The organism is Pseudomonas sp. EA_35y_Pfl2_R111 (assembly GCF_963970955.1).
Lineage (GTDB): Bacteria > Pseudomonadota > Gammaproteobacteria > Pseudomonadales > Pseudomonadaceae > Aquipseudomonas.
This window is the reverse complement of the sequence record NZ_CAXAOM010000001.1, coordinates 1,734,079-1,756,323: the sequence shown is the minus strand read 5'-3', so window position 1 is coordinate 1,756,323 and position 22,245 is coordinate 1,734,079. Positions and strand designations below refer to the sequence as shown.

Here is a 22,245-nt window from a genome sequence, read left to right as displayed (position 1 = left end):
CACAGAATGTTTAAATACATACGGGATGTGGTGCACGGCACCTACACCCAACTGCGCAGCATGGTCATGGTGTTCAGCCATGGTTTTCGCAAGCGCGACACCCTGCAGTACCCGGAAGAAGCCGTTTACCTGCCGCCGCGTTACCGTGGCCGCATCGTGCTGACCCGCGACCCCGACGGCGAAGAGCGCTGCGTGGCCTGCAACCTGTGTGCGGTGGCCTGCCCGGTGGGCTGCATCTCGCTGCAGAAGGCGGAAACCCCGGATGGCCGCTGGTACCCGGATTTCTTCCGCATCAACTTCTCGCGCTGCATCTTCTGCGGCCTGTGCGAAGAAGCCTGCCCGACCACGGCGATCCAACTCACTCCGGATTTCGAGATGGGCGAGTTCAAGCGCCAGGACCTGGTGTACGAGAAAGAAGACCTGCTGATCAGCGGTCCGGGCAAGAACCCGGACTACAACTTCTACCGCGTCGCCGGTATGGCCATTGCCGGCAAGCCGAAAGGCGCGGCGCAGAATGAAGCCGAACCGATCAACGTCAAAGGCCTTTTGCCCTAAGGAGGGGACATGGAATTCGCTTTCTACCTCGCCGCCGGCGTTGCCGTGGCGGCCACATTCAGGGTGATCACCGCGAGTAATCCGGTGCATGCCCTGCTGTATCTGATTCTCTCGCTGCTGGCCGTGGCGATGACCTTCTTCGCCCTCGGCGCGCCCTTTGCCGGCGCGCTGGAAATCATCGTCTACGCCGGCGCGATCATGGTGCTGTTCGTCTTTGTGGTGATGATGCTCAACCTCGGCCCGGCGGCGGTCGAGCAGGAGCGCCAGTGGCTGACGCCGGGCATCTGGACCGGCCCGGCGATTCTCTCGGCGTTGTTGCTGGGGCAATTGCTCTATGTGCTGTTCCAGTCGCCCAGTGGCGCGGCCCTCGGTTTGCAGACTATTGATGCCAAAGCGGTCGGTATCGCCCTGTACGGGCCTTACCTGCTGGCGGTGGAGCTGGCTTCGATGCTGCTGCTCGCTGCGCTGGTCGCGGCCTATCACCTCGGCCGTCACGATGCCAAGGAGCCCACGGCATGAATGCGATTCCCCTGGAGCACGGCCTGGCGCTGGCCGGCGTGCTATTTAGCCTCGGCCTTATTGGCCTGATGGTGCGGCGCAATATCCTGTTTGTGCTGATGAGCCTGGAAGTGATGATGAATGCCACCGCCCTGGCCTTTGTGGTGGCGGGCAGCCGTTGGGCCCAGCCTGACGGCCAGGTGATGTTTATCCTGGTGATCACTCTGGCCGCCGCCGAAGCCAGTATTGGCCTGGCGATCCTGTTGCAGCTGTATCGCCGCTTCAACACCCTCGATGTCGACGCTGCCAGCGAGATGCGCGGATGAATCTTCTATTCCTGACCTGTGTATTTCCGCTGCTGGGCTGGTTTCTCCTGGCCTTCTCGCGCGGGCGTTTCTCCGAAAGTCTGTCTGCGCTGATCGGCGTTGGTTCGGTGGGCTTGTCCGCGCTGACGGCGGCCTGGGTGATCGTGCAGTTCAACCTCAATCCGCCGGAAAACGGCGTGTTTACCCAGGTGCTGTGGCAGTGGATGAGCGTGGCCGGTTTTGCGCCAAGCTTCACCCTGTACCTGGATGGTCTGTCGCTGACCATGCTTGGCGTGGTTACCGGGGTGGGTTTCCTGATCCACCTGTTCGCCAGCTGGTACATGCGCGGTGAAGAGGGCTACTCGCGCTTCTTCGCCTACACCAACCTGTTTATCTTCAGCATGCTGCTGCTGGTGCTCGGCGATAACCTGCTGGTGTTGTACTTCGGCTGGGAAGGCGTGGGGCTGTGCTCCTACCTGCTGATCGGCTTCTACTTCAAGCACACCGCCAACGGCAACGCGGCGCTCAAGGCCTTTATCGTCACCCGTATCGGCGACGTGTTTATGGCCATCGGCCTGTTTATCCTGTTCCTCCACCTGGGCACCCTGAATATTCAGGAGCTGATGGTGCTGGCGCCGCAGAAGTACGTGGAAGGCGATAGCTGGCTGTGGATCGCCACGCTGATGCTGCTCGGCGGCGCGGTGGGTAAATCCGCGCAGCTGCCGCTGCAAACCTGGCTTGCCGACGCCATGGCCGGCCCGACCCCGGTTTCTGCGTTGATCCACGCCGCGACCATGGTTACCGCCGGCGTTTACCTGATCGCGAGGACCCACGGCCTGTTCCTGCTGACCCCGGAGATTCTCGAGCTGGTCGGCATCGTCGGCGGCGTGACCCTGGTGCTGGCCGGCTTTGCCGCGCTGGTGCAGACCGACATCAAACGCATCCTCGCCTACTCGACCATGAGCCAGATCGGCTACATGTTCCTCGCTTTGGGCGTTGGCGCCTGGGACGCGGCGATCTTCCACCTGATGACCCACGCCTTCTTCAAGGCCCTGCTGTTCCTCGCCTCCGGTGCGGTGATCAACGCCTGCCACCATGAGCAGAACATCTTCAAGATGGGCGGGCTGTGGAAGAAACTGCCGTTGGCGTACGCCAGCTTTATCGTCGGCGGCGCAGCGCTGGCGGCGTTGCCGCTGATCACCGCTGGCTTCTACTCCAAGGACGAAATCCTCTGGGAAGCCTTTGCCAGTGGCCACCAGTGGCTGCTGTACGCCGGCCTGGTCGGTGCCTTCCTGACCTCGCTGTATACCTTCCGCCTGATCTTTATCGCCTTCCACGGCGAGCAGCAGACCGAGGCCCATGCCGGTCATGGCGTCGCTCACTGGCTGCCGCTGAGTGTGTTGATCGTGCTGTCGACTTTTATTGGCGCGCTGATCAGCCCGCCACTGGCGGGCGTATTGCCGCAGAGCGTCGGCCATGCCGGCGGTGACGCCAAGCACAGCCTGGAAATCGCTTCTGGGGCCATTGCGATCATTGGCATCGTTCTGGCCGCGCTGCTGTTTCTCGGCAAGCGCAGCTTCGCCACGGCGGTGGCGCAGAGTGCACCGGGGCGTTTCCTCTCGGCCTGGTGGTTCGCGGCCTGGGGCTTCGACTGGCTCTACGACAAGCTGTTTGTGCAGCCGTATCTGCTGGTCTGCCGCCTGCTCGGGCATGACCCGATCGATCGCAGCATTGGCCTGATTCCGCGTCTGGCGCGAGGCGGCAACGCCTTGCTGGCCAGCAGCGAGACCGGCCAGGTGCGCTGGTACGCCACATCGATAGCCGGGGGTGCCGTGCTGGTGCTCGCCGTTCTCCTGTTTCTGAATTAAGGAAAATAGCCCGTCATGATTCTGCCCTGGCTAATCCTGATCCCCTTTATCGGCGGCCTGCTGTGCTGGCAGTTCGAGCGCTTCGGCAGCACCCTGCCGCGCTGGATCGCCCTACTGACCATGGCCCTGCTGTTCGGTCTGGGCCTGTGGCTGTGGGCCACTGGCGACTTCAGCCTGGCGCCTGCGCCTGGCGCTGCGCCGCAGTGGGCGGCCGAGTTCCAGGTGCCGTGGATCGAGCGTTTCGGCATCAGCGTGCACCTGGCGCTGGATGGCCTGTCGGTGCTGATGATCAGCCTCACCGGCCTGCTCGGTGTGCTCTCGGTACTGTGCTCGTGGAACGAGATCCAGAACCGCGTCGGCTTCTTCCACCTCAACCTGATGTGGATTCTCGGCGGCGTGGTCGGCGTGTTCCTTGCCGCCGACCTGTTCCTGTTCTTCTTCTTCTGGGAAATGATGCTGGTGCCGATGTATTTCCTCATCGCGCTCTGGGGGCATAGCGGCAGCGACGGCAAGACGCGCATCACCGCCGCCACCAAGTTCTTTATCTTCACCCAGGCCAGCGGCCTGATCATGCTGCTGGCGATTCTCGGCCTGGTGTTTGTGCACTTCGACCAGACCGGTGTGCTGACCTTCAACTACGCCGATCTGCTCAACACCAAGATGGCGGCCGGCACCGAGTACATCCTGATGCTCGGCTTCTTTATCGCCTTCGCGGTGAAGTTTCCGGTGGTGCCGTTCCACTCCTGGCTGCCGGACGCCCACGCCCAGGCACCGACCGCCGGCTCGGTGGACCTGGCCGGTATCCTGCTGAAAACTGCCGCCTATGGCCTGATGCGTTTTGCCCTGCCGCTGTTCCCCAACGCTTCGGCGGAGTTTGCGCCGATTGCCCAGTGGCTTGGCGTGTTTGCCATCATCTACGGCGCGCTGCTGTCGTTCGCGCAGACCGATATCAAGCGCCTGGTGGCTTACTCCAGCGTGTCGCACATGGGCTTTGTGCTGATCGCCATCTACTCGGCCAGCGAGATCGCCCTGCAGGGCGCGGTGGTGCAGATGCTCGCCCACGGTCTGTCCGCTGCGGCGCTGTTTATCCTCTGCGGCCAGCTCTACGAGCGCCTGCACACCCGCGACATGCGCGAGATGGGCGGTATCTGGGCGCGTATGCCCTGGCTGCCAGCGCTTAGCCTGTTTTTTGCTGCCGCAGCGCTGGGCCTGCCGGGCACTGGCAACTTCGTCGGCGAGTTCCTGATTCTGGTCGGCAGCTTCCAGAGCGCGCCATGGGTCACCGTGGTGGCTGCTACTGGTCTGGTGTTCGGCTCGGTCTACTCGCTGATCATGATTCACCGCGCCTACTTCGGCCCGGCTAAGGCGGACACTGCCTTGCCTGGCCTGCAGCTGCGTGAACTGAGCATGGTGCTCGGCCTCGCTGTGCTGCTGATCCTGCTCGGTGTTTACCCGCAGCCGGTGCTCGACACCTCCGCCGCCAGCATGCAAGGCGTGCAGCAGTGGCTGGGTAGTGCCCTCAATCAACCTGTTCCGGCCCGGTAAGTAGCGTATGGAATTCACGACTCAACACTTTATCGCGCTGCTGCCGCTGCTGATCACCAGTGCCACGGTGGTGCTGGTGATGCTGGCCATCGCCTGGAAGCGCAACCACACGCTGACCTTCGGCCTCTCGGTGCTGGGCCTCAACCTGGCGCTGCTGTCACTGTTGCCGGCCCTGGGCGTAACGCCCATCGAGGTCACGCCGCTGCTGTTGGTGGATAAATTCGCCTGCTACTACATGGCCCTGGTGCTGGCTGCGACACTGGCTTGTGTGACCCTGACCCACGCCTACCTGGGCGGCGAGTCCGGCAAGGGTTACCCGGGCAACCGCGAAGAGCTGTACCTGCTGATGCTGCTGTCCGCCGCTGGCGGTCTGGTACTGGTGAGCGCGCAGCATCTGGCGGGCCTGTTTATCGGCCTGGAACTGCTCTCGGTGCCGACCTACGGCATGATCGCTTACGCCTTCTTCAACAAGCGTTCGCTGGAAGCCGGTATCAAGTACATGGTGCTGTCCGCCGCAGGCTCTGCGTTTCTGCTGTTCGGCATGGCGCTGCTGTACGCCGAGTCGGGCAACCTGACCTTCGCCGGTATCGGCGCCAAACTGGCCGCTGACGGCCTGCCGAGCATGCTCGCGCAGTTGGGCGTGGGCATGATGCTGATCGGTCTGTCCTTCAAGCTGTCGCTGGTGCCGTTCCATTTGTGGACGCCTGACGTTTACGAGGGCGCGCCGGCTCCGGTGGCAGCCTTCCTCGCCACGGCCAGCAAGGTCGCGGTATTTGCCGTGCTGCTGCGTCTGTATCAGATGTCGCCTGCTACAGCAGGCGGCTGGTTGAATGACCTGCTGACGCTGATCGCCATCGCCTCGATCATCTTCGGCAACTTGCTGGCGCTGCTGCAGAACAACCTCAAGCGCCTGCTTGGTTATTCCTCCATCGCCCACTTCGGTTATCTGCTGGTGGCGCTGATCGCCAGCAAGGGTTTAGCAGTTGAGGCGGTTGGCGTTTACCTGGCCACCTACGTGCTGACCAGCCTGGGTGCGTTCGGCGTGATCACCCTGATGTCGACGCCTTACAACGGCCGTGATGCCGATGCCCTGTACGAATACCGTGGTCTGTTCTGGCGCCGTCCGTATCTGACGGCGGTGCTCACCGTGATGATGCTGTCACTGGCCGGCATTCCGCTGACAGCTGGGTTTATCGGCAAGTTCTACGTGGTCGCTGCGGGCGTGCAATCGCAGCAGTGGTGGCTGCTCGCCGCGTTGGTAATCGGCAGCGCTATCGGCGTGTTCTATTACCTGCGGGTGATGGTCACGCTGTTTATGGTCGAGCCGAACCTGCGTCGTCACGATGCGCCGTTCAATTGGGCGCAGCGTGCTGGCGGCATGATGCTGTTGTTTGTCGCCGTGCTGGCGTTTTTCCTCGGTGTGTATCCGCAGCCGCTGCTTGAGCTGGTGCAACAGGCCAGCTTGGTGGCACTGTTGCCCTGATAAGCAACAGACCCTAAGGAATACGCAACGATGAGTAAGACACTGATGATTGCCGGCTGTGGTGATGTTGGCAGCCGTCTGGGTCAGCAGCTGAACGCTGCGGGCTGGACGGTGTACGGCCTGCGCCGCAGTGTGGCGCTGTTGCCACAGGGCATTCGCCCGGTTGCCGGTGATCTGCATGCCGATGCCTGCCCGGCCGCCTGGCCTAGCGAACCGCTGGATTACCTGGTGTATTGCGCGGCCGCCACCGACCATGACGAGGCCGGCTACCGCGCCGCCTATGTTGACGGCCTGCGCCGCGTGCTGGGTTGGCTGGCGCAACAGGGCCAACGGCCCAAGCGCCTGCTATTTGTCTCCAGCAGTGGCGTGTATGGCCAACAGCTCGGTGAATGGGTGGATGAAAGCTCTCCCGCAGAAGCCGATAGCTACTCTGGACGGATCATGCGGGAGGCCGAGCAACTTGCCTTGAATAGCGGGCTGCCCGCCAGCCTGGTCCGTCTTACCGGCATCTACGGCCCAGGCCGCGAGTGGTTGCTCAAGCAGGTGCGTCAGGGTTATCGGGTAGTCAGCGAGCCGCCGCTATACGGCAACCGCATCCATGTCGATGACGCGGCGGGGCTACTGGCCTATCTGCTGCAGGCCGATGCCAGTGGGGTGGCGCTGGATGACTGCTATATCGGCGTCGACGATCAGCCTGCGCCGCTGCATGAGGTGGTGGCCTGGTTGCGCGAGCAGCTGGATGTCGGCCATTGGTCCGAGCAGTCGACGGTGCGCCGCTCAGGTAGCAAGCGTTGCAGCAACGCCCGCGCCCGCGCCTTGGGCTGGACGCCGCAGTACCCGAGCTATCGCGAGGGTTATCGGGCGATTCTGCAGCAGTTGTAGCGTTCGGATCGGTCTAGCGTTTGACTAGCAGCCAGCGCTGCTGGCCTTTGTAGTAGCTGGGCATTTCATCGATCTGTGAGTGGTTGAGCGCTTCAAAGACGCGCAACTGCTCGCCTTCACGCTCGAACAGCCAGCTTTGCCCCTGGTCGCCCAGTTGCAGCCAGAGGCTGTCGAACTCGCCGCTCATGGCCGCGCAGTCACCCGCGAGGCACAGCGCATAACGCTCGGCGCCTGGCAGGCCCTGCAGGCTGCCATCAGCCTGGAACAGCACCAGGCCGCCTTCGCCTAGGCCTTCCTCGATCAACCAGGTGCCGCCCAGGTAAGCGCTGTATAACGCCTGCTCGAAGCTACTTCCCGGTGGCGCAAGCGGGCCCGGCGCGGCAGGTGCGCGGACAAAGCGCTGCTCCGGCCAGGTATCGCTCTGCGCCTGGACCAGCTCATCGTCGCTGAGATTCAGGGTTTCCTGAAAATCACCGTAGAACTGCACGCGCAGCTGGCCATCGGCCTGGCGTTCGAAGTTGCCTTCGCCGCGTTCAAACCCATTGCTGAAGCTGGCCAGCTGGCGCGGGTTATCGATTTGCCATTCCAGGTTGGGGCCGTAGGCCAGCAGAGCTTCGCGCAGGTTGCCGCCTTCGACAGCCGCTTCAATGGCCGCCTGGTTGATCCAGGTGCCGCTGGGGTCGTGCGGTGTGCTGGCGCAACCGCTGAGCAGGACGCCGGTGAATAGGGCAGCAGACAGGCAGCGCATGGAGCGTCCTCAAAGGGGAAGGGCGGGGCAGCGGCCCCGCTGCGGGACTTATTCGAGAACCAGAATAGCGTCCATTTCCACCTGCGAGCCGCGTGGCAGGGCGGCTACGCCGATGGCGGCACGGGCCGGGTAGGGCTGCTCGAAGTAACGGCCCATGACTTCATTGACCTTGGCGAAGTGCGACAGGTCGGTGAGGAAGATGTTCAGCTTGACGATGTCCTTGAATGAACCGCCAGCAGCTTCGGCCACGGCCTTGAGGTTCTCGAATACCTGCACGGTCTGGGCTTCGAAGCCTTCCACCAGCTCCATGGTTTTCGGGTCCAGCGGGATCTGCCCGGACATGTACACGGTGTTGCCCGCTTTGATCGCCTGGGAGTAAGTGCCGATTGCGGCTGGGGCCTTGTCGCTGGTGATAACGCTCTTGCTCATGGGAACTCCTGTAAAGCTGATGGAGGAACACTGCAGCGCACATGGGCGCGCTGCCAGTTAGATTGCCTAGGTTGGGTGAAGCCACAGCAGCTGTCAAAGTACAGCTGGCGGCTGATTGCGCTGTTCAATTTTGAAGTTGGCGGATCAGGCGCGCGCGCGGGTGATGCGGATTACCCCGGTCAGGGCGCGCAGCTTCTTGATCACTCGCGCCAGGTGCACACGGTCATGCACGCTGACCACCAGCTGCACGACACTGATGCGACCATCGCGCTCGTCCATGCTGATTTTCTCGATATTGCCGTCGGCGGCATTCACACTGCCGGCCAGCAGGGCGATCAGGCCGCGCTGGTGCTCAAGCTCGACGCGCAGTTCGACATTGAACTCGCCGGTAACGTCCTTGGCCCAGGACAGCTGGATGCATTTTTCCGGGTTGTGCCGGATCTCGCCGATGTTCTTGCAGCTGTCCAGGTGCACCACCATGCCTTTGCCGGCGGACAGGTGGCCGACAATTGGGTCGCCCGGAATTGGTGTGCAGCACTTGGCGTAACTTAGCACCAGACCTTCTGTGCCGCGGATCGCTAACGGGCCCTCAGGGTTCGACAGTTCTTCGCCGCCTTCGCTGAGCAGCCGGCGCGCCACCACATAGGCCATACGGTTGCCAAGGCCGATGTCTTCCAGCAGGTCTTCGATCACCTCCTGATGGTATTCGGCAAGCACCGCCTGCACCCGCTCGGGCGAGAGCTTGTCGACGCGGCTGTCGAAACCGGCGAGCACCTTGTTCAGCAGGCGTTCGCCGAGGCTGATGGATTCCGAGCGGCGCTGCAGTTTCAGCGCGTGACGAATATGCGTGCGCGCCTTGCCGGTAACCACGAAGCTCAGCCAGGCCGGATTCGGCCGCGCGCCAGGCGCGGTGACGATTTCTACCGTCGAGCCGCTTTCCAGTGCTTGCGACAGGGGCGCCAGACGGCGGTTGATGCGGCAGGCGATGCAGGTGTTGCCGACGTCGGTGTGCACGGCGTAGGCAAAGTCGACCGCCGTGGAGCCTTTTGGCAGCTCCATGATGCGGCCCTTGGGCGTGAACACGTAGACCTCGTCGGGGAACAGGTCGATCTTCACGCTCTCGATAAATTCCAGCGAGTTGCCGGCGCGTTGCTGCATCTCCAGCACGCCCTTGACCCACTGCCGCGCGCGGGCGTGGCTGCCTTTGGGCTGGTCTTCCTCGTTGGATTTGTACAGCCAGTGCGCAGCAATGCCGTTATTGGCCAGCTCTTCCATTTCACGGGTACGGATCTGAATCTCGATCGGTACGCCGTGCATGCCGAACAGCGTGGTGTGCAGCGACTGGTAGCCGTTGGCCTTGGGGATCGCGATGTAATCCTTGAAGCGGCCGGGCAGGGGCTTGTACAGGTTATGCACGGCACCGAGCACGCGGTAACAGGTGTCGACCTTGTCGACGACGATGCGGAAGGCGTAGACGTCCATGATCTCGTTGAACGCTCGGCGCTTGCCGCGCATCTTCTGGTAGATGCCGTAGAGGTGCTTCTCGCGGCCCATCACCTCGCCTTCCATGCCTTCGCGGGCCAGGCAGTGGGTGATCGACTCTTCGATCTTGTTGACGATTTCCTTGCGGTTGCCCCGAGCACGCTTGACTGCTGTGCGGATGCGCTCGGAGCGCATCGGATGCATGGCCTTGAAGCCCAGGTCTTCGAACTCGATGCGCATGCTATGCATGCCCAGGCGGTTGGCAATCGGTGCGTAGATTTCCAGGGTTTCCTTGGCGATGCGTCGGCGTTTTTCGCCGGACAGCACTTCCAGGGTGCGCATGTTGTGCAGGCGGTCGGCCAGTTTGACCAGAATCACCCGGATATCGCGGGCCATGGCCATGGCCATTTTCTGGAAATTCTCGGCCTGGGCCTCGGCCTTGGTTTCGAAGTTCATCTGGGTCAGTTTGCTGACCCCATCGACCAGCTCCGCCACGGATTCGCCGAACTGCGCGTCCAGAGCTTCTTTGGCGATACCGGTGTCTTCGATCACGTCATGCAGCATCGCGGCCATCAGGCTCTGATGGTCCATGTGCATATCAGCCAGGATGCTCGCCACCGCCAGGGGATGGGTGACGTAGGCTTCGCCGCTGCGGCGGCGTTGGCCGTCGTGGGCTTGTTCGGCGTAGAAATAAGCGCGGCGAACCAGATTGACCTGGTCGCCGTCGAGGTAGGTCGAAAGTCTGTCGGCGAGGGCGTCTATGCTCGGCATGGGCGTTCCCCTTGCCGATTCAGATGACCCTGCGCCTGACGACGTCGACCCGGCATAGGCTTACAGAGGCTCGTTAGCCTCTTCCTCGAATGCAGCAAACAGTGGTTCTTCTTCGACGATATCGTCTTGGGCGATGACGTCGTAGCTCATCAGGCCAGCGGCGATTTCGCGCAGCGCGACTACGGTAGGCTTGTCATTTTCCCAAGCCAGCTTCGGCTCTTTGCCACCGGTAGCCAATTGGCGCGAGCGCTTGGTGGCGAGCATGACCAGCTCAAAGCGGTTATCAACGTGATCCAGGCAATCTTCGACGGTAACGCGGGCCATGGTGTTCCTCGTAGCAAATGCGTAATAGAGCTTGGCCCAAATGGGCGAGCGGACTGGATAGTCTAAAAAATCACCAGCATTAAGGGAAGCTTTGATTTGCCGCCGCGCGATAAGTCAGACCAGTAACTCGCTGAGCAGGCCGCTGTGGCGTTGCTGTTGCGGGCCTTGCAGCAGCTGATTGGCGCGGAAAATCGCCTTTAGGTCGCTCAAGGCGTGGGCGAAGTCATCGTTGATCAGCAAGTAATCGTATTCGACGTAGTGGCTCATCTCGCTGACGGCTTCACGCATGCGTCGCTCAATGATCTCGCCGCTGTCCTGGCCGCGGTTGGTCAGGCGGTGACGCAGCGCTTCCTGGGTCGGCGGCAGAATAAAGATCGATTTGGCTTCCGGCATTAGCCGACGTACTTGCTGCGCCCCTTGCCAGTCGATCTCGAGAATCAGGTCGAAGCCTTCGCGGAGGGTCTGTTTGACCCACTCTTGCGAGGTGCCATAGAGGTTGCCGAAGACTTCCGCGTGTTCAAGGAACTCGGTTTTGTCGAGCATGGCGTGAAACTGCTCGCGGCTGGCGAAGTGGTAGTTCACTCCGTCCACTTCGCCCGGGCGCATGGCGCGGGTGGTGTGCGACACGGACACGCGAATCTGCGCCTCGCTGTCGATCAGCGCCTTGACCAGGCTGGTCTTGCCTGCGCCGGACGGGGCGGAAATGATGTAGAGAGTGCCGGTGGTTATGCTCATGGATCAATCCTGGAACGCGTTGTTCGAAGAGTAGCAGTAGCGGTTTGCCTTACTCGATGTTCTGCACTTGTTCGCGCATCTGCTCGATCAGCACTTTAAGGTTTACCGCCGCCTGGGTGCTGCGGGTGTCGAAGGCCTTGGAGCCGAGGGTGTTGGCTTCGCGGTTGAGCTCCTGCATGAGGAAGTCCAGGCGCCGGCCTGCTTGGCCGCCGGTTTTCAGCACGCGCCGTACTTCGCTGACGTGGGTGCTGAGGCGATCCAGCTCTTCGGCGACATCGCTTTTCTGGGCAAGAAGAACAAGCTCCTGCTCCAGGCGCTGCGGGTCCAGCTCGGTCTGCATCTCGGCGCAGCGGTCGAGAATCTTCTGCCGTTGCCCGGCGAGCATCTGCGGCACCAGTTCGAGCAGGGCGACTACTTGTTCGAGGATACTGTCCAGGCGCTCATTGAGCAGCTTGGCCAGTTCCGCGCCTTCGCGTTCGCGGCTTTGCTTCAGCTCGTTCAGCGCCTGGCTGAACAGGCTCAGGGCGCTTTGATTGAGTGCCTGCGGGTCGGCGCTATCGGCCACCAGTACACCGGGCCAGCCGAGCACTTCCAACGGGTTGAGGGCGGCGGGCTGCTTGATCAGGCCAGCCACGCTTTCGGCGGCGGCAATCAGTTGGGCGGCGCGCTCCAGGTCGACTTGCAGGGCCTTGCCGGCATTGTCGTCACTAAATCGCAGGGTGCATTCGACTTTGCCGCGCGACAGGCCGTTGCGCAGCGCCTCGCGCACCGCGCCTTCGAGGTCACGAAAACTTTCCGGCAGGCGCAGGTGAGGTTCCAGGTAGCGATGGTTGACCGAGCGCAGCTCCCAGCTCAGGGTGCCGCTGGCACCGGCCTGCTCGGCGCGGGCGAAGGCAGTCATGCTGTGGATCATGGGGCGAACCTCGCGAAAAGTCGTAGCTAAAGGCGCAGGATTGTAACGCAGTGCGTCGGCCGCTCCCAATTCGGCACACCCGCTACGGGCTTACGGCCCTATAATGCCGAGCAGATTTTTTATTCAGAGCAGGAATTCCTAGATGAAACGTCCTAGTGGCCGCGCCGCCGATCAGTTGCGCTCGATTCGCATCACCCGCAACTACACCAAGCATGCCGAGGGTTCGGTACTGGTGGAATTTGGCGATACCAAAGTGATTTGCACGGTCAGTGTCGAGTCGGGAGTTCCGCGCTTTCTTAAGGGCCAGGGCCAGGGCTGGCTGACCGCCGAGTACGGCATGCTGCCGCGCGCCACTGGCGACCGTAATCAGCGTGAAGCCAGCCGTGGCAAGCAGGGTGGCCGCACCCTGGAAATCCAGCGTCTGATCGGCCGTTCGCTGCGCGCTGCGCTGGATATGTCGAAGCTGGGCGAGAACACCCTGTACGTCGACTGCGACGTGATCCAGGCTGACGGCGGCACCCGCACCGCGTCCATCACCGGTGCCATGGTGGCTCTGGTCGACGCGCTGAAAGTGATCAAGAAACGTGGCGGTCTGAAAGGTGGTGATCCGCTCAAGCAGATGATTGCTGCTGTATCGGTAGGTATGTATCAGGGCGAGCCGGTGCTGGATCTGGACTATCTGGAAGATTCCGCCGCCGAAACCGACCTCAATGTGGTGATGACCAGCGCCGGTGGCTTTATCGAAGTGCAGGGCACTGCCGAAGGCGCACCATTCCAGCCGGCTGAGCTGAACGCCATGCTGGCGTTGGCGCAGAAAGGCATGACTGAGCTGTTCGAGCTGCAGCAAGCGGCGCTGGCTGACTGATTGAGCTGTACTACAGGTTCGTAACGCAAGGAGAAGCACCATGAGCGACGAGTCCCAAGCGCCACAGCCGGTTCCCGGTCCTGAAGCCCGCCAATGGGCGATGTTCTGCCACTTCGCTGCCTTTCTCGGGCTGGTGATTCCCTTTGGCAATCTGCTTGGGCCGTTGATCGTCTGGCAGATCAAGAAGGACCTTGATCCGTTCGTCGATGCTCAAGGCAAAGAAGCGCTGAACTTCCAGATCAGCGTGGCCCTGGCTGCGCTGCTGTGCTTCCTGCTGATGGTCGTTGTTGTGGGCTTCCCGCTGCTGGTGCTGGTCAGCATCGCGGCGCTGGTGCTGACCATCATTGCCGGTATCAAGGCCAATGAAGGTCAGGCTTATCGTTATCCCTTTGCTTGGCGCATAGTGAAATAAGCGTTACGCAGATGCAAAAAATCGCCGGGAGCGATTTTTAACGTCGCATCGTGACGGCCCGCAGGGTGGTGGCCAGGGATGGCACATCATAAAAAGCCGGCGCTTAGCCGGCTTTTTACTGTCTGCTGATCGGCTATACGCTGAGCATCCAGTCGTAATCAACGATCAGCGGCGCGTGCTGCGAGAAGCGTGGCTGGCGCGGCAGGCGCGCGCTGCGGATGCTACGGCGCATGCCCGGCGTGAGCAGCTGATAGTCGAAGCGATAACCTAGGTTGAGCAGCTCAGCCTGCTCGCTGTCCGGCCACCAGCTGAACTGGTCGCCCTCACGACTGACTTCGCGCAGTGCATCGACATAGCCCATGGTGCCAATCACTTCATCCAACCAGGCGCGTTCCGGGGCGAGGAAGCCTGGTGATTGCTGGCAGTCACGCCAGTTCTTCACGTCGAGTTTCTGATGCGCCACATAGAACGAGCCGCAATAGATGTACTCGCGGCGCTTGCGGCGCTGCTTGTCCAAATAATGGGTGAAATCGTCCATAAACTTGAATTTCTGATTCAAGCTTTCATCACCCTGCTGCCCCGAAGGCATCAGTATGGTGGCAATACTTACTTTGTCGAAATCGGCCTGCAGGTAGCGCCCATAGCGGTCGGCCATTTCAAAGCCGAGGCCGCTGATTACCGCCTTGGGTTGCAACCGCGAATACAGCGCCACGCCACCTTGGCTTGGCACTTCTGCATCGCAGGCATAGAGGAAATAGCCGTCCAGTTGGAGGGCTTGGTCGTCCAGTTCAAAGGCGGAGGCGCGGGTGTCCTGCAGGCAGATGACGTCGGCATTCTGTGCTTGCAGCCAACTGAGCAAACCGCGCTCGACTGCCGCATGAATACCATTCACGTTCACACTGATGATCCGCATAAATGGCCCCCAAAATCACGTGCGTGTATGATACCCGAGCTCACCTCTATTAGCTAAATTACCTAGTAAATCCGTGCTGTCCGGGGCTTTTTAATGCAAGCGTATCAACGTGATTTCATCCGTTTTGCCATCGAGCGTGGGGTTCTGCGCTTCGGTCAGTTCACCCTCAAATCCGGGCGTATAAGTCCTTATTTCTTCAATGCCGGGCTGTTTGACAGCGGTTTGGCCCTGGCCCAGCTTGGGCGTTTCTACGCCGCTGCGGTGGTGGACAGCGGTATTGATTTTGACGTGCTGTTCGGCCCGGCCTATAAGGGTATTCCCCTGGCTGCGACCACCGCAGTGGCGCTGGCTGAGCACCATCAGCGTGATATGCCCTGGTGTTTCAACCGCAAGGAAGCCAAGGATCACGGCGAAGGTGGCACGCTGGTGGGTGCCGCGCTGGCCGGGCGCGTACTGATCATCGATGACGTGATCACCGCCGGTACGGCGATTCGTGAAGTGATGCAGATCATCCAGGCCCAGGGCGCACAAGCGGCCGGCGTGCTGATTGCGCTGAACCGTCAGGAGCGTGGCAAGGGCGAGCTTTCAGCGATACAGGAGGTCGAGCGCGACTACGGCATGCCGGTGGTGAGTATTGTGTCACTCGAACAGGTACTGGAATATCTGGCAGAGGATGCTGAACTCAAGCAGTATCTCCCTGCGGTACAAGCCTATCGTGCTGAGTACGGAATCTAACCTGCTGATAAGGTGCTGTGTTGTGTATAAAACTGTCCTGACCTGCTGTTCGCTGTTGCTTGGCCTACTGTTACCGGTTGTGGCAGGTGCGACCGAGTTGTACCGTTATGTCGATGATAAGGGCACCACGGTGCTCAGCCGTCAGGGCGTGCCGCCGGAGCACATCAGTAAGGGTTATGAAGTGCTGAATGACCAGGGGCGGGTGATTAAGGTGATTCCACCTGCACCCAGCCCTGAGGAGATGAAGCGAATTCTTGCCGACAAGGCCCGCGCGAGCAGCGATGCGCAGTTGCTGCGCCTATACAGCACGCCGGATGATGTCGAGCGTGCGCGCCAGCGCAAGCTGGCCGAGCTGGATGGTTTGATCGGCGTGGCACGCGGTAACCTGCAGTCGGTGCGCACGCAGCAGTCCAATCTGCAGAGCCAGGCTGCCGACCATGAGCGTGCCGGGCGCGCAGTGCCGGCGCATTTGCTGGCGCAGATCGATAACCAGAAGGCCGAACAGGCGCGTCTCAAAGGCGACATTCTGCGTTATCAGGCCGCGCGCAAAGAGGCGGACAGCAGCTTCAATGCCGACCGTGATCGGCTAAAGGAACTGTTGGGCCGCAACCAGTAAGGCTAGTGCTGCGGCGCACAGCGTTCAAAGGCCATAACGTTCTCCCTCAACCACACCGGTAGTGGACTGCTGCGGCGGCTTGCGCTGTCTGCGTGCACGTAAATCACTTCGCCGGCGGTCAGCGCCTGCTCGCCGCACCAGATGCCCATGGCAAAGCTCAGGCTGGAGCGGCCCAGGCGGGCGACGCGAATACCGATCTGTAGTTCATCATCGAAGCGTGCCGGTGCCAGGTACTCGAGCACGGTCTTGATCGCAAAGAAATCGCCGCCCTCGCGGCTCAGGTCTTCCGGGTAGCGAACGCCCAGCGCGCGGAAGTATTCGGTGATGGCGACATCGGCGTAGGTCAGGTAGTGACCGTTGAACACGATGCTCTGCGGATCGACCTCGGCCCAGCGCACGCGCAGAGTATGGAAAAAGCTGAAAGTCTCGCGGGAAGGCGCGGTTGGCATGCGGTACACCTCTGGCTGGCAGTGCAGGATCACTGAGCTTCGGTGTTGCGGCGGCTTGCTGCAAGGGTTGCAGCAGGCCAGCAGGGGGGCGAATCAGCCAGGATTAGCCGACTTATTTACTTACTGGCCGTTTAGAATCTGTTTACGATCTCGCGAGCTAGAGTCCTACAAGGCGAAAAAACAGGCGAGGAAGCGGAGTTCACTGGTGTAAGTGAGCATTCCGAGCCTTTAACGCAGTAGGGCCGACGCGCAGCAGATCGTAAATCGGTTCTCAGTGCCGTTTGCGGTTGCAGATCAGGGTACCCACACCACTGTCGGTGAAAATCTCCAGCAGCACGGCGTTCGGTACGCGGCCGTCGATGATATGCGCGCTGGTCACGCCGCCTTGCACGGCTTCCAGAGCGCAGCGGATCTTCGGCAGCATACCGCCATAAATAGTGCCATCAGCGATCAGTCCATCGACCTGCTCGGTGGTTAACCCGGTGAGCACCTGGCCTTGCTTGTCCATCAGGCCGGCAATATTGGTCAGCAGCATCAGTTTTTCGGCTTTCAGGGCCTCGGCCACTTTGCCCGCCACCAGGTCGGCATTGATGTTGTAGGACTCGCCTTGTGGGCCAACGCCAATCGGCGCAATCACCGGGATAAAGTCACCCTTGACCAGCATGTTCAGCAGGTCGGTATTGACCCCGGTAACTTCACCGACATGGCCAATATCGATGATTTCTGGCTGGGTCATTTCGGGTGTCTGGCGGGTTACGGTGAGCTTCTTTGCGCGGATCAGTTCGGCGTCTTTGCCGGTCAGACCGATGGCGCTGCCGCCGTGTTGGTTTATCAGGTTGACGATGCTCTTGTTGACCTGGCCGCCCAAGACCATTTCCACCACATCCATGGTCGCGGTGTCGGTCACGCGCATGCCATCGATAAAGTGACTCTCGATAGACAGACGCTTGAGCAGATCACCGATCTGCGGGCCGCCGCCGTGGACGACGACCGGGTTGATGCCGACCGCCTTCATCAGCACGATGTCGCGGGCGAAGCCTTGCTTGAGCTCTTCGCTTTCCATGGCGTTGCCGCCGTATTTGATCACTAGGGTCTTGCCGACAAACCGGCGGATATACGGCAGTGCTTCGGACAGTACCTTGGCGACATTGGTGGCGGCATCGCGTTCGAGGGTCATGCAGGGCTCCAGTTAAAAGTCACTAATCAATCAGAACGGCAGGTCAAGGTCGGGCACCGCGCTGTAGAGCTGGGCGCGGAAAATTTCCTTGATCCGTTCGAGTTCCTGTTCGGTTTCCGCCTCGAAGCGCAGCACCAGCACGGGCGTGGTGTTGGAGGCGCGCACCAGGCCCCAGCCTCTCGGGTAGTCAACACGCACGCCGTCGAGGTTGGTGATATTGCCTTCACCCCATACGCCATCGCGCTGCAGGCGTTCGATGATGCTGAACTTGCTCTGCTCGGTGACCTGGATATTGATTTCCGGGGTGGAGACATCGTTGGGGAAGGCGCTGAATACGTGGTCGGCGTCGCGGCGATCTTGGCTGAGGATTTCCAGCAAACGCGCAGCGGCATAGATGCCGTCGTCGAAGCCGAACCAGCGCTCCTTGAAGAAGATATGCCCGCTCATTTCGCCCGCCAGCAGTGCGCCGGTTTCTTTCATTTTCTTCTTGATCAGCGAATGACCGGTTTTCCACATCACCGGGCGGCCGCCATAACCGCTGATCAGTGGAGTCAGGCGGCGTGTGCATTTGACGTCAAAGATGATGTCGGCGCCAGGATTGCGCGATACCACGTCCTTGGCGAACAGCATCAGCAGGCGATCCGGGTAGACGATCATGCCGGTATTGGTTACTACGCCCACGCGGTCACCGTCGCCGTCGAAGGCCAGGCCGATATCGGCTTTTTCGCTCTTCACCTTGGCGATCATGTCTGCCAGGTTTTCCGGTTTGCCAGGGTCGGGGTGATGATTGGGGAAGTTGCCGTCGACTTCGCAGTACAGCGGAATCACCGAGCAACCCAGCGCCTCGATCAATTGCGGGGCGATAACCCCGGCGACGCCGTTGCCGCAATCAACCACCACGCGCATGGGCTTGGCCATGGCAATGTCGTCGCGAATTTGCTTGAAGTAGCGCTCAAGGACATCAACCTGTTCGACGGTGCCGACACCGCTGGCCAGGTCGTTGTTGTCGATGCGTGCTTTCAGTGCCTGAATCTGCTCGTTGGCTAGGGTGTCGCCAGCGATAACGATTTTGAAACCGTTGTAATCCGCCGGGTTATGGCTGCCGGTGAGCATCACCGCCGATTTGCCGGTGAGGATATGCCCGGCGTAATACACCACGGGTGTCGGCACCATGCCGACGTCGCTGACGTGACAGCCGCAATCGAGCAGGCCCTGAATCAGTTGCTGCGCCAGCTCTGGGCCGGACAGGCGGCCATCACGGCCGACGGCGATATTCGGTTCGCCCTGAGCCAGGCTTTGCGAGCCGATCGCGCGGCCGATCCAGTAAGCGGTTTCGGCATTCAGAGTACGGCCGACGACGCCACGGATATCGTAGGCGCGGAAGATATCTGCCGGCAGCTTGGGCGCTTTGGCCTGCACGGGTGCGGGTTCTGGTTCATCAAGACCGAGCAGGTCCTGGTCTTCGTCGAGAATATCGATATCGAGGATGTCGGTGTCCTGGAATAGCGGGTCAACCATAGCGCTGGTGGGCTTTTGCATGGCGGCGAGTCCTGGGTTGGTTGTACCTGTGCCGGCGGCTGGCGCGACAGCAGGTTCAGTCGCGCGGCGCGGCATGCGTGCGAGGTTCTGCGCGAGGATATCCAAGGCCGGCAGAGTCAAGCTGAAGGCTTTGACGGCCTTGCCGGCGGACAGTTCCTTGAGCATTTGTCCTAGCTGCAGCACGTCGGCGCGCAAAAGGCGCTGCAGGCTGCTGTGCAGCAGGTAGAGGCCGGCAATGGCACCCGCCAGGGCCAGCAGGCCGGCGATGGCCAGCAAAATTGGCGAAAAAACCGGGCTGGTCAGTGACGGCCCGGGGGTAAAGCTGACCGTCCAGTTGGGGTTGCCGGTACCGAATGTTTGCGCGATGCCCTCGGCTTGGCCGCGCTGGGCGAGTACTTGGGCAGCGGTGTTGTTGAACTGCTGGATTAGCTGGATTTGGCCGATCTCAGCGGGCATCACTGGTAGGCTGGCGAGCAGCCGCTCAAGGTCCACGGCCAGCAGCAAGGTGCCATGTAGCGGCTCACCTTCGCTCAGGCGCAATGGCGCGGCGCTATAGACCAGCCAGCGTTGGCCTACCTTATAAGCTTCCGGTGCCGGCGTCTGGCCGTTTTCTGCGCGGCGCAGCATGTCCAGTGCGGCGAAGTTCATCGGCGCGCTGCGGCCCATGTCCTGTACAGCCTGGCCACGGGCGTTGAGGTGAGCATCAACCACCCCGTGCCAGTAAGTGAGGTTGCGTTCGGCGCCGCGGATCTGGTTGATGTCCTGGCTTTGCAGCGCCTGCAGCAATTGCGGGTTTCGCGCAGCTGCCTGGGTGTCGGCGCTCAGTTGCTGCAGGGCTTTTTGCAACACCGTCGCCTGGCCACCACCCCATGCTTGGCTCAGTTGCTGCAGTTGCTGTTGGTAGGCACTGTTAAGTGGGCCAAACCAGAGTAGGGCGCCGGCCAGGATGATGCCGACCAATGCCGCCAGCACGCCTGGAAGCAGGGCGTTGGGACCTTTCTTGGCCGCTTTGGCTTCGGCTGTGGCACTGGTCAGCTGGGCGCTAGGTGTTAGCGCGTCAGCGTCCTTGGCAGTGCGCTGGAAGAGTTTCATGCGGCGTCTCCTCGGCAATTCATCCTGAAATTAGGTTAAGGCAATCAATGGCTGCCGGAGTGGCCGAAGCCGCCTGCGCCACGCTGGCTCTCATCGAACTGTTCGACCAGTTCGAAATGCGCCTGCACCACCGGGACCAGGACCAGCTGGGCGATACGTTCGCCAATAGCGATGGTGAAGGCGCTCTGACCACGGTTCCAGCAGGACACCATCAACTCGCCCTGGTAATCCGAGTCGATCAGGCCAACGAGATTGCCGAGGACGATGCCATGTTTGTGGCCCAGGCCTGAGCGCGGCAGGATCATCGCGGCCAGGCCAGGATCGCCGATATAGATCGATAGGCCGGTGGGGATCAGTACGGTTTGCCCGGGCTCAAGAACCAGTTCCTGTTTCAGCATGGCGCGCAGGTCGAGGCCGGCGGAGCCAGGCGTGGCGTAATGCGGCAGGGGGAATTCGTTGCCCAGGCGCGGGTCGAGGATCTTGGCTTGTAAGGCGTGCATATCAGGCTCTGTAGTCGGTGAGTGGGCGTCAGTTTTGCGCCATACGCTCGGCAATAAAGCTCACCAGGCGGCGGGCAATCTTGCTTTTGCTGGTCTGGGCGAAGCTGCTCTGCTGGAGCTCACGGTCGATGATGGTGATGGCGTTTTCTTCGCTGTTGAAGCCGATGCTGGGGTTGGCCACGTCATTGGCGACGATCAGGTCGAGGTTCTTGTCGCGCAGTTTGCGCGAAGCATACTCCAGCAGGTTCTCGGTTTCGGCGGCAAAACCGACGCTGAACGGCCGGTCGCTGCGCCCTGCCAGGGTGGCGAGAATATCCGGGTTACGCACCATTTGCAGGAGCAAACCGTCGCCGCTGGTGGGGTCTTTTTTCAATTTGTGCTGGGCGACCACTTCCGGGCGGTAATCGGCGACGGCAGCTGCGGCGATCAGCAGGTCGCAGGGCATCGCGGCTTCGCAGGCGGCGAGCATGTCACGGGCGCTGGTAACGTTGATGCGGGTGACACGCTCGGGTGTCGGCAGGTGCACCGGGCCGCTGATCAGGGTGACCTTGGCGCCAGCTTCGGCAGCCGCTTCGGCGAGGGCAAAGCCCATCTTGCCGGAGCTGTGGTTGGTGATGTAGCGCACCGGGTCGATATTTTCCTGGGTCGGGCCGGCGGTGATCAGCACGTGCTTGCCGGTCAGTGCCTGCTGCTGGAAGCAGTCGGCGGCGCACTGCACCAGCTGTTCAGCTTCGAGCATACGGCCCAGGCCAACATCGCCGCAGGCCTGGCTGCCGGCTGCGGGGCCAAACAGGTGCAAGCCTCGCTGGGTCAGAAGCTGGGCATTGGCCTGGGTCGCTGGATCGCGCCACATGGCTTGGTTCATTGCTGGGGCCAGGGCGACAGGGGCATCGGTGGCCAGTACCAAGGTGGTGAGCAGGTCATCGGCAACGCCTTGGGCCAGGCGCGCCATCAGGTCGGCGGTGGCCGGGGCAATCAGTACCAGATCGGCCCAGCGCGCCAGCTCGATATGGCCCATGGCGGCTTCGGCCTCGGGGTCGAGCAGATCGAGGTGCACCGGATGCCCGGACAGGGCCTGCAGGGTCAGCGGGGTGATGAATTCGCGACCGCCTTTGGTCATGACCACACGCACATCGGCGTCCTGGTCCTTGAGGCGGCGAATCAGCTCTGCACTTTTATACGCGGCAATACCGCCGCCCACGCCAACAATGATGCGTTTCCGATACAGCCGCTGCATAGGCCTGCCTTTTATAAAGATGGATATACACCGCGACGCTGACACCTCCCCAGGCCAGGCGCCGCGCAAAAGTTGGGCTACGATAGCACAGAGCCTGCAGCGGAGTAGCGCTGCCAAGCGCTTGCCAGGCTTGGCTTTGCGGCACCCGGGCGCGGCGCTTTGCCGCGCCCGA

23 protein-coding genes are annotated in these 22,245 nt (G+C 61.5%); 11 read left to right on the top strand and 12 right to left on the bottom strand.

The window, feature by feature from the left end; genetic code table 11:
* The first annotated feature begins 6 nt into the window (after nt 1-6).
* The 7 genes from nuoI to AACY25_RS08255 are packed head-to-tail and all read left to right on the top strand — an operon-like array spanning nt 7 to nt 7,136.
* The gene (gene nuoI / locus AACY25_RS08285) at nt 7-555 is read left to right on the top strand and encodes an NADH-quinone oxidoreductase subunit NuoI (protein ID WP_160086025.1); all 549 of its coding nucleotides are present in this window, start codon (nt 7-9) and stop codon (nt 553-555) included.
* 9 nt (nt 556-564) lie between these two features.
* Nucleotides 565-1,074, top strand: coding sequence for an NADH-quinone oxidoreductase subunit J (nuoJ, locus tag AACY25_RS08280; protein WP_090250589.1), 510 nt, complete (start codon nt 565-567; stop codon nt 1,072-1,074).
* Nucleotides 1,071-1,379, top strand: coding sequence for an NADH-quinone oxidoreductase subunit NuoK (gene nuoK / locus AACY25_RS08275; protein WP_090250586.1), 309 nt, complete (start codon nt 1,071-1,073; stop codon nt 1,377-1,379). Before nuoJ ends, nuoK begins: the two co-directional genes overlap by 4 nt.
* A complete protein-coding gene (gene nuoL, locus AACY25_RS08270; protein WP_339523685.1) occupies nt 1,376-3,226 on the top strand; it encodes an NADH-quinone oxidoreductase subunit L in 1,851 nt (616 codons plus the stop codon). Before nuoK ends, nuoL begins: the two co-directional genes overlap by 4 nt.
* A 15-nt stretch (nt 3,227-3,241) precedes the next feature.
* A complete protein-coding gene (nuoM, locus tag AACY25_RS08265; RefSeq protein WP_339523683.1) occupies nt 3,242-4,771 on the top strand; it encodes an NADH-quinone oxidoreductase subunit M in 1,530 nt (509 codons plus the stop codon).
* A 7-nt stretch (nt 4,772-4,778) separates the two neighbouring features.
* On the top strand, nt 4,779-6,254 hold the full coding sequence (gene nuoN / locus AACY25_RS08260; RefSeq protein WP_339523681.1) for an NADH-quinone oxidoreductase subunit NuoN: 1,476 nt from the start codon (nt 4,779-4,781) through the stop codon (nt 6,252-6,254).
* Nucleotides 6,255-6,284: 30 nt separating this feature from the next.
* Complete coding sequence (locus AACY25_RS08255) at nt 6,285-7,136, top strand: SDR family oxidoreductase (protein WP_339523679.1); 852 nt, start codon at nt 6,285-6,287, stop codon at nt 7,134-7,136.
* A 13-nt stretch (nt 7,137-7,149) separates the two neighbouring features.
* Here AACY25_RS08255 and AACY25_RS08250 read toward each other — a convergent pair whose 3' ends face one another.
* From AACY25_RS08250 to AACY25_RS08225, 6 genes are all read right to left on the bottom strand, one after another.
* A complete protein-coding gene (locus AACY25_RS08250) occupies nt 7,150-7,884 on the bottom strand; it encodes a hypothetical protein (protein ID WP_339523677.1) in 735 nt (244 codons plus the stop codon).
* A 48-nt stretch (nt 7,885-7,932) separates the two neighbouring features.
* The gene (locus tag AACY25_RS08245) at nt 7,933-8,313 is read right to left on the bottom strand and encodes a RidA family protein (RefSeq protein ID WP_090250570.1); all 381 of its coding nucleotides are present in this window, start codon (nt 8,311-8,313) and stop codon (nt 7,933-7,935) included.
* Between the two features lie 144 nt (nt 8,314-8,457).
* Nucleotides 8,458-10,566, bottom strand: coding sequence for a bifunctional GTP diphosphokinase/guanosine-3',5'-bis pyrophosphate 3'-pyrophosphohydrolase (gene spoT / locus AACY25_RS08240; RefSeq protein ID WP_339523675.1), 2,109 nt, complete (start codon nt 10,564-10,566; stop codon nt 8,458-8,460).
* Between the two features lie 60 nt (nt 10,567-10,626).
* Entirely contained in the window at nt 10,627-10,890 is a 264-nt protein-coding gene (rpoZ, locus tag AACY25_RS08235) for a DNA-directed RNA polymerase subunit omega (RefSeq protein ID WP_090250565.1), read from the bottom strand.
* Between the two features lie 114 nt (nt 10,891-11,004).
* Nucleotides 11,005-11,625 carry a guanylate kinase gene (gene gmk, locus AACY25_RS08230; protein ID WP_339523674.1) on the bottom strand — a complete coding sequence of 207 codons (621 nt, stop codon included), beginning with the start codon at nt 11,623-11,625 and terminating at the stop codon, nt 11,005-11,007.
* A gap of 49 nt (nt 11,626-11,674) precedes the next feature.
* Complete coding sequence (locus tag AACY25_RS08225) at nt 11,675-12,538, bottom strand: YicC/YloC family endoribonuclease (RefSeq protein WP_339523673.1); 864 nt, start codon at nt 12,536-12,538, stop codon at nt 11,675-11,677.
* 142 nt (nt 12,539-12,680) lie between these two features.
* Between AACY25_RS08225 and rph the strand changes: the two genes are divergently transcribed.
* Together rph and AACY25_RS08215 are read left to right on the top strand one after the other, a co-directional pair.
* On the top strand, nt 12,681-13,403 hold the full coding sequence (rph, locus tag AACY25_RS08220; RefSeq protein WP_090250558.1) for a ribonuclease PH: 723 nt from the start codon (nt 12,681-12,683) through the stop codon (nt 13,401-13,403).
* Nucleotides 13,404-13,443: 40 nt separating this feature from the next.
* The gene (locus AACY25_RS08215) at nt 13,444-13,815 is read left to right on the top strand and encodes a DUF4870 domain-containing protein (protein WP_339523672.1); all 372 of its coding nucleotides are present in this window, start codon (nt 13,444-13,446) and stop codon (nt 13,813-13,815) included.
* 133 nt (nt 13,816-13,948) lie between these two features.
* On the opposite strand, the gene AACY25_RS08210 is transcribed toward AACY25_RS08215, so the two are convergent.
* Entirely contained in the window at nt 13,949-14,728 is a 780-nt protein-coding gene (locus tag AACY25_RS08210; RefSeq protein ID WP_339523670.1) for an exodeoxyribonuclease III, read from the bottom strand.
* Between the two features lie 93 nt (nt 14,729-14,821).
* On the opposite strand from AACY25_RS08210, the gene pyrE reads away from it, so the two are divergent.
* Together pyrE and AACY25_RS08200 are read left to right on the top strand one after the other, a co-directional pair.
* Complete coding sequence (gene pyrE, locus AACY25_RS08205; RefSeq protein WP_305284982.1) at nt 14,822-15,463, top strand: orotate phosphoribosyltransferase; 642 nt, start codon at nt 14,822-14,824, stop codon at nt 15,461-15,463.
* Nucleotides 15,464-15,485: 22 nt separating this feature from the next.
* Nucleotides 15,486-16,079 carry a DUF4124 domain-containing protein gene (locus tag AACY25_RS08200; RefSeq protein ID WP_339523665.1) on the top strand — a complete coding sequence of 198 codons (594 nt, stop codon included), beginning with the start codon at nt 15,486-15,488 and terminating at the stop codon, nt 16,077-16,079.
* 2 nt (nt 16,080-16,081) lie between these two features.
* Here the strand turns inward: AACY25_RS08200 and AACY25_RS08195 are convergent, their stop codons facing one another.
* The 5 genes from AACY25_RS08195 to coaBC form a co-directional block, all read right to left on the bottom strand.
* The gene (locus AACY25_RS08195) at nt 16,082-16,528 is read right to left on the bottom strand and encodes an acyl-CoA thioesterase (protein ID WP_339523664.1); all 447 of its coding nucleotides are present in this window, start codon (nt 16,526-16,528) and stop codon (nt 16,082-16,084) included.
* A 271-nt stretch (nt 16,529-16,799) separates the two neighbouring features.
* The gene (gene argB / locus AACY25_RS08190) at nt 16,800-17,705 is read right to left on the bottom strand and encodes an acetylglutamate kinase (RefSeq protein WP_339523663.1); all 906 of its coding nucleotides are present in this window, start codon (nt 17,703-17,705) and stop codon (nt 16,800-16,802) included.
* Nucleotides 17,706-17,735: 30 nt separating this feature from the next.
* Nucleotides 17,736-19,124 carry a phosphomannomutase/phosphoglucomutase gene (gene algC / locus AACY25_RS08185; RefSeq protein WP_339523876.1) on the bottom strand — a complete coding sequence of 463 codons (1,389 nt, stop codon included), beginning with the start codon at nt 19,122-19,124 and terminating at the stop codon, nt 17,736-17,738.
* A gap of 1,256 nt (nt 19,125-20,380) precedes the next feature.
* Nucleotides 20,381-20,836 carry a dUTP diphosphatase gene (gene dut / locus AACY25_RS08180; RefSeq protein ID WP_339523661.1) on the bottom strand — a complete coding sequence of 152 codons (456 nt, stop codon included), beginning with the start codon at nt 20,834-20,836 and terminating at the stop codon, nt 20,381-20,383.
* A gap of 28 nt (nt 20,837-20,864) precedes the next feature.
* Nucleotides 20,865-22,073 (bottom strand): bifunctional phosphopantothenoylcysteine decarboxylase/phosphopantothenate--cysteine ligase CoaBC, encoded by a 1,209-nt coding sequence (gene coaBC, locus AACY25_RS08175; protein ID WP_339523659.1) that lies wholly within the window; start codon nt 22,071-22,073, stop codon nt 20,865-20,867.
* Between the last annotated feature and the right edge of the window lie 172 nt (nt 22,074-22,245).

What these genes read in the sequence shown, in the direction of transcription:
- spoT (WP_339523675.1), bottom strand. Translation starts at nt 10,566, where the DNA reads ATGCCGAGCATAGACGCCCTCGCCGACAGACTTTCGACCTACCTCGAC.
- gmk (WP_339523674.1), bottom strand. Translation starts at nt 11,625, where the DNA reads ATGAGCATAACCACCGGCACTCTCTACATCATTTCCGCCCCGTCCGGC.
- rph (WP_090250558.1), top strand. Translation starts at nt 12,681, where the DNA reads ATGAAACGTCCTAGTGGCCGCGCCGCCGATCAGTTGCGCTCGATTCGC.
- rpoZ (WP_090250565.1), bottom strand. Translation starts at nt 10,890, where the DNA reads ATGGCCCGCGTTACCGTCGAAGATTGCCTGGATCACGTTGATAACCGC.
- pyrE (WP_305284982.1), top strand. Translation starts at nt 14,822, where the DNA reads ATGCAAGCGTATCAACGTGATTTCATCCGTTTTGCCATCGAGCGTGGG.
- nuoJ (WP_090250589.1), top strand. Translation starts at nt 565, where the DNA reads ATGGAATTCGCTTTCTACCTCGCCGCCGGCGTTGCCGTGGCGGCCACA.
- nuoN (WP_339523681.1), top strand. Translation starts at nt 4,779, where the DNA reads ATGGAATTCACGACTCAACACTTTATCGCGCTGCTGCCGCTGCTGATC.
- AACY25_RS08245 (WP_090250570.1), bottom strand. Translation starts at nt 8,313, where the DNA reads ATGAGCAAGAGCGTTATCACCAGCGACAAGGCCCCAGCCGCAATCGGC.
- dut (WP_339523661.1), bottom strand. Translation starts at nt 20,836, where the DNA reads ATGCACGCCTTACAAGCCAAGATCCTCGACCCGCGCCTGGGCAACGAA.
- nuoK (WP_090250586.1), top strand. Translation starts at nt 1,071, where the DNA reads ATGAATGCGATTCCCCTGGAGCACGGCCTGGCGCTGGCCGGCGTGCTA.
- AACY25_RS08250 (WP_339523677.1), bottom strand. Translation starts at nt 7,884, where the DNA reads ATGCGCTGCCTGTCTGCTGCCCTATTCACCGGCGTCCTGCTCAGCGGT.
- nuoM (WP_339523683.1), top strand. Translation starts at nt 3,242, where the DNA reads ATGATTCTGCCCTGGCTAATCCTGATCCCCTTTATCGGCGGCCTGCTG.
- coaBC (WP_339523659.1), bottom strand. Translation starts at nt 22,073, where the DNA reads ATGCAGCGGCTGTATCGGAAACGCATCATTGTTGGCGTGGGCGGCGGT.
- AACY25_RS08215 (WP_339523672.1), top strand. Translation starts at nt 13,444, where the DNA reads ATGAGCGACGAGTCCCAAGCGCCACAGCCGGTTCCCGGTCCTGAAGCC.
- nuoI (WP_160086025.1), top strand. Translation starts at nt 7, where the DNA reads ATGTTTAAATACATACGGGATGTGGTGCACGGCACCTACACCCAACTG.
- nuoL (WP_339523685.1), top strand. Translation starts at nt 1,376, where the DNA reads ATGAATCTTCTATTCCTGACCTGTGTATTTCCGCTGCTGGGCTGGTTT.
- argB (WP_339523663.1), bottom strand. Translation starts at nt 17,705, where the DNA reads ATGACCCTCGAACGCGATGCCGCCACCAATGTCGCCAAGGTACTGTCC.
- AACY25_RS08210 (WP_339523670.1), bottom strand. Translation starts at nt 14,728, where the DNA reads ATGCGGATCATCAGTGTGAACGTGAATGGTATTCATGCGGCAGTCGAG.
- AACY25_RS08195 (WP_339523664.1), bottom strand. Translation starts at nt 16,528, where the DNA reads ATGCCAACCGCGCCTTCCCGCGAGACTTTCAGCTTTTTCCATACTCTG.
- AACY25_RS08225 (WP_339523673.1), bottom strand. Translation starts at nt 12,538, where the DNA reads ATGATCCACAGCATGACTGCCTTCGCCCGCGCCGAGCAGGCCGGTGCC.
- AACY25_RS08255 (WP_339523679.1), top strand. Translation starts at nt 6,285, where the DNA reads ATGAGTAAGACACTGATGATTGCCGGCTGTGGTGATGTTGGCAGCCGT.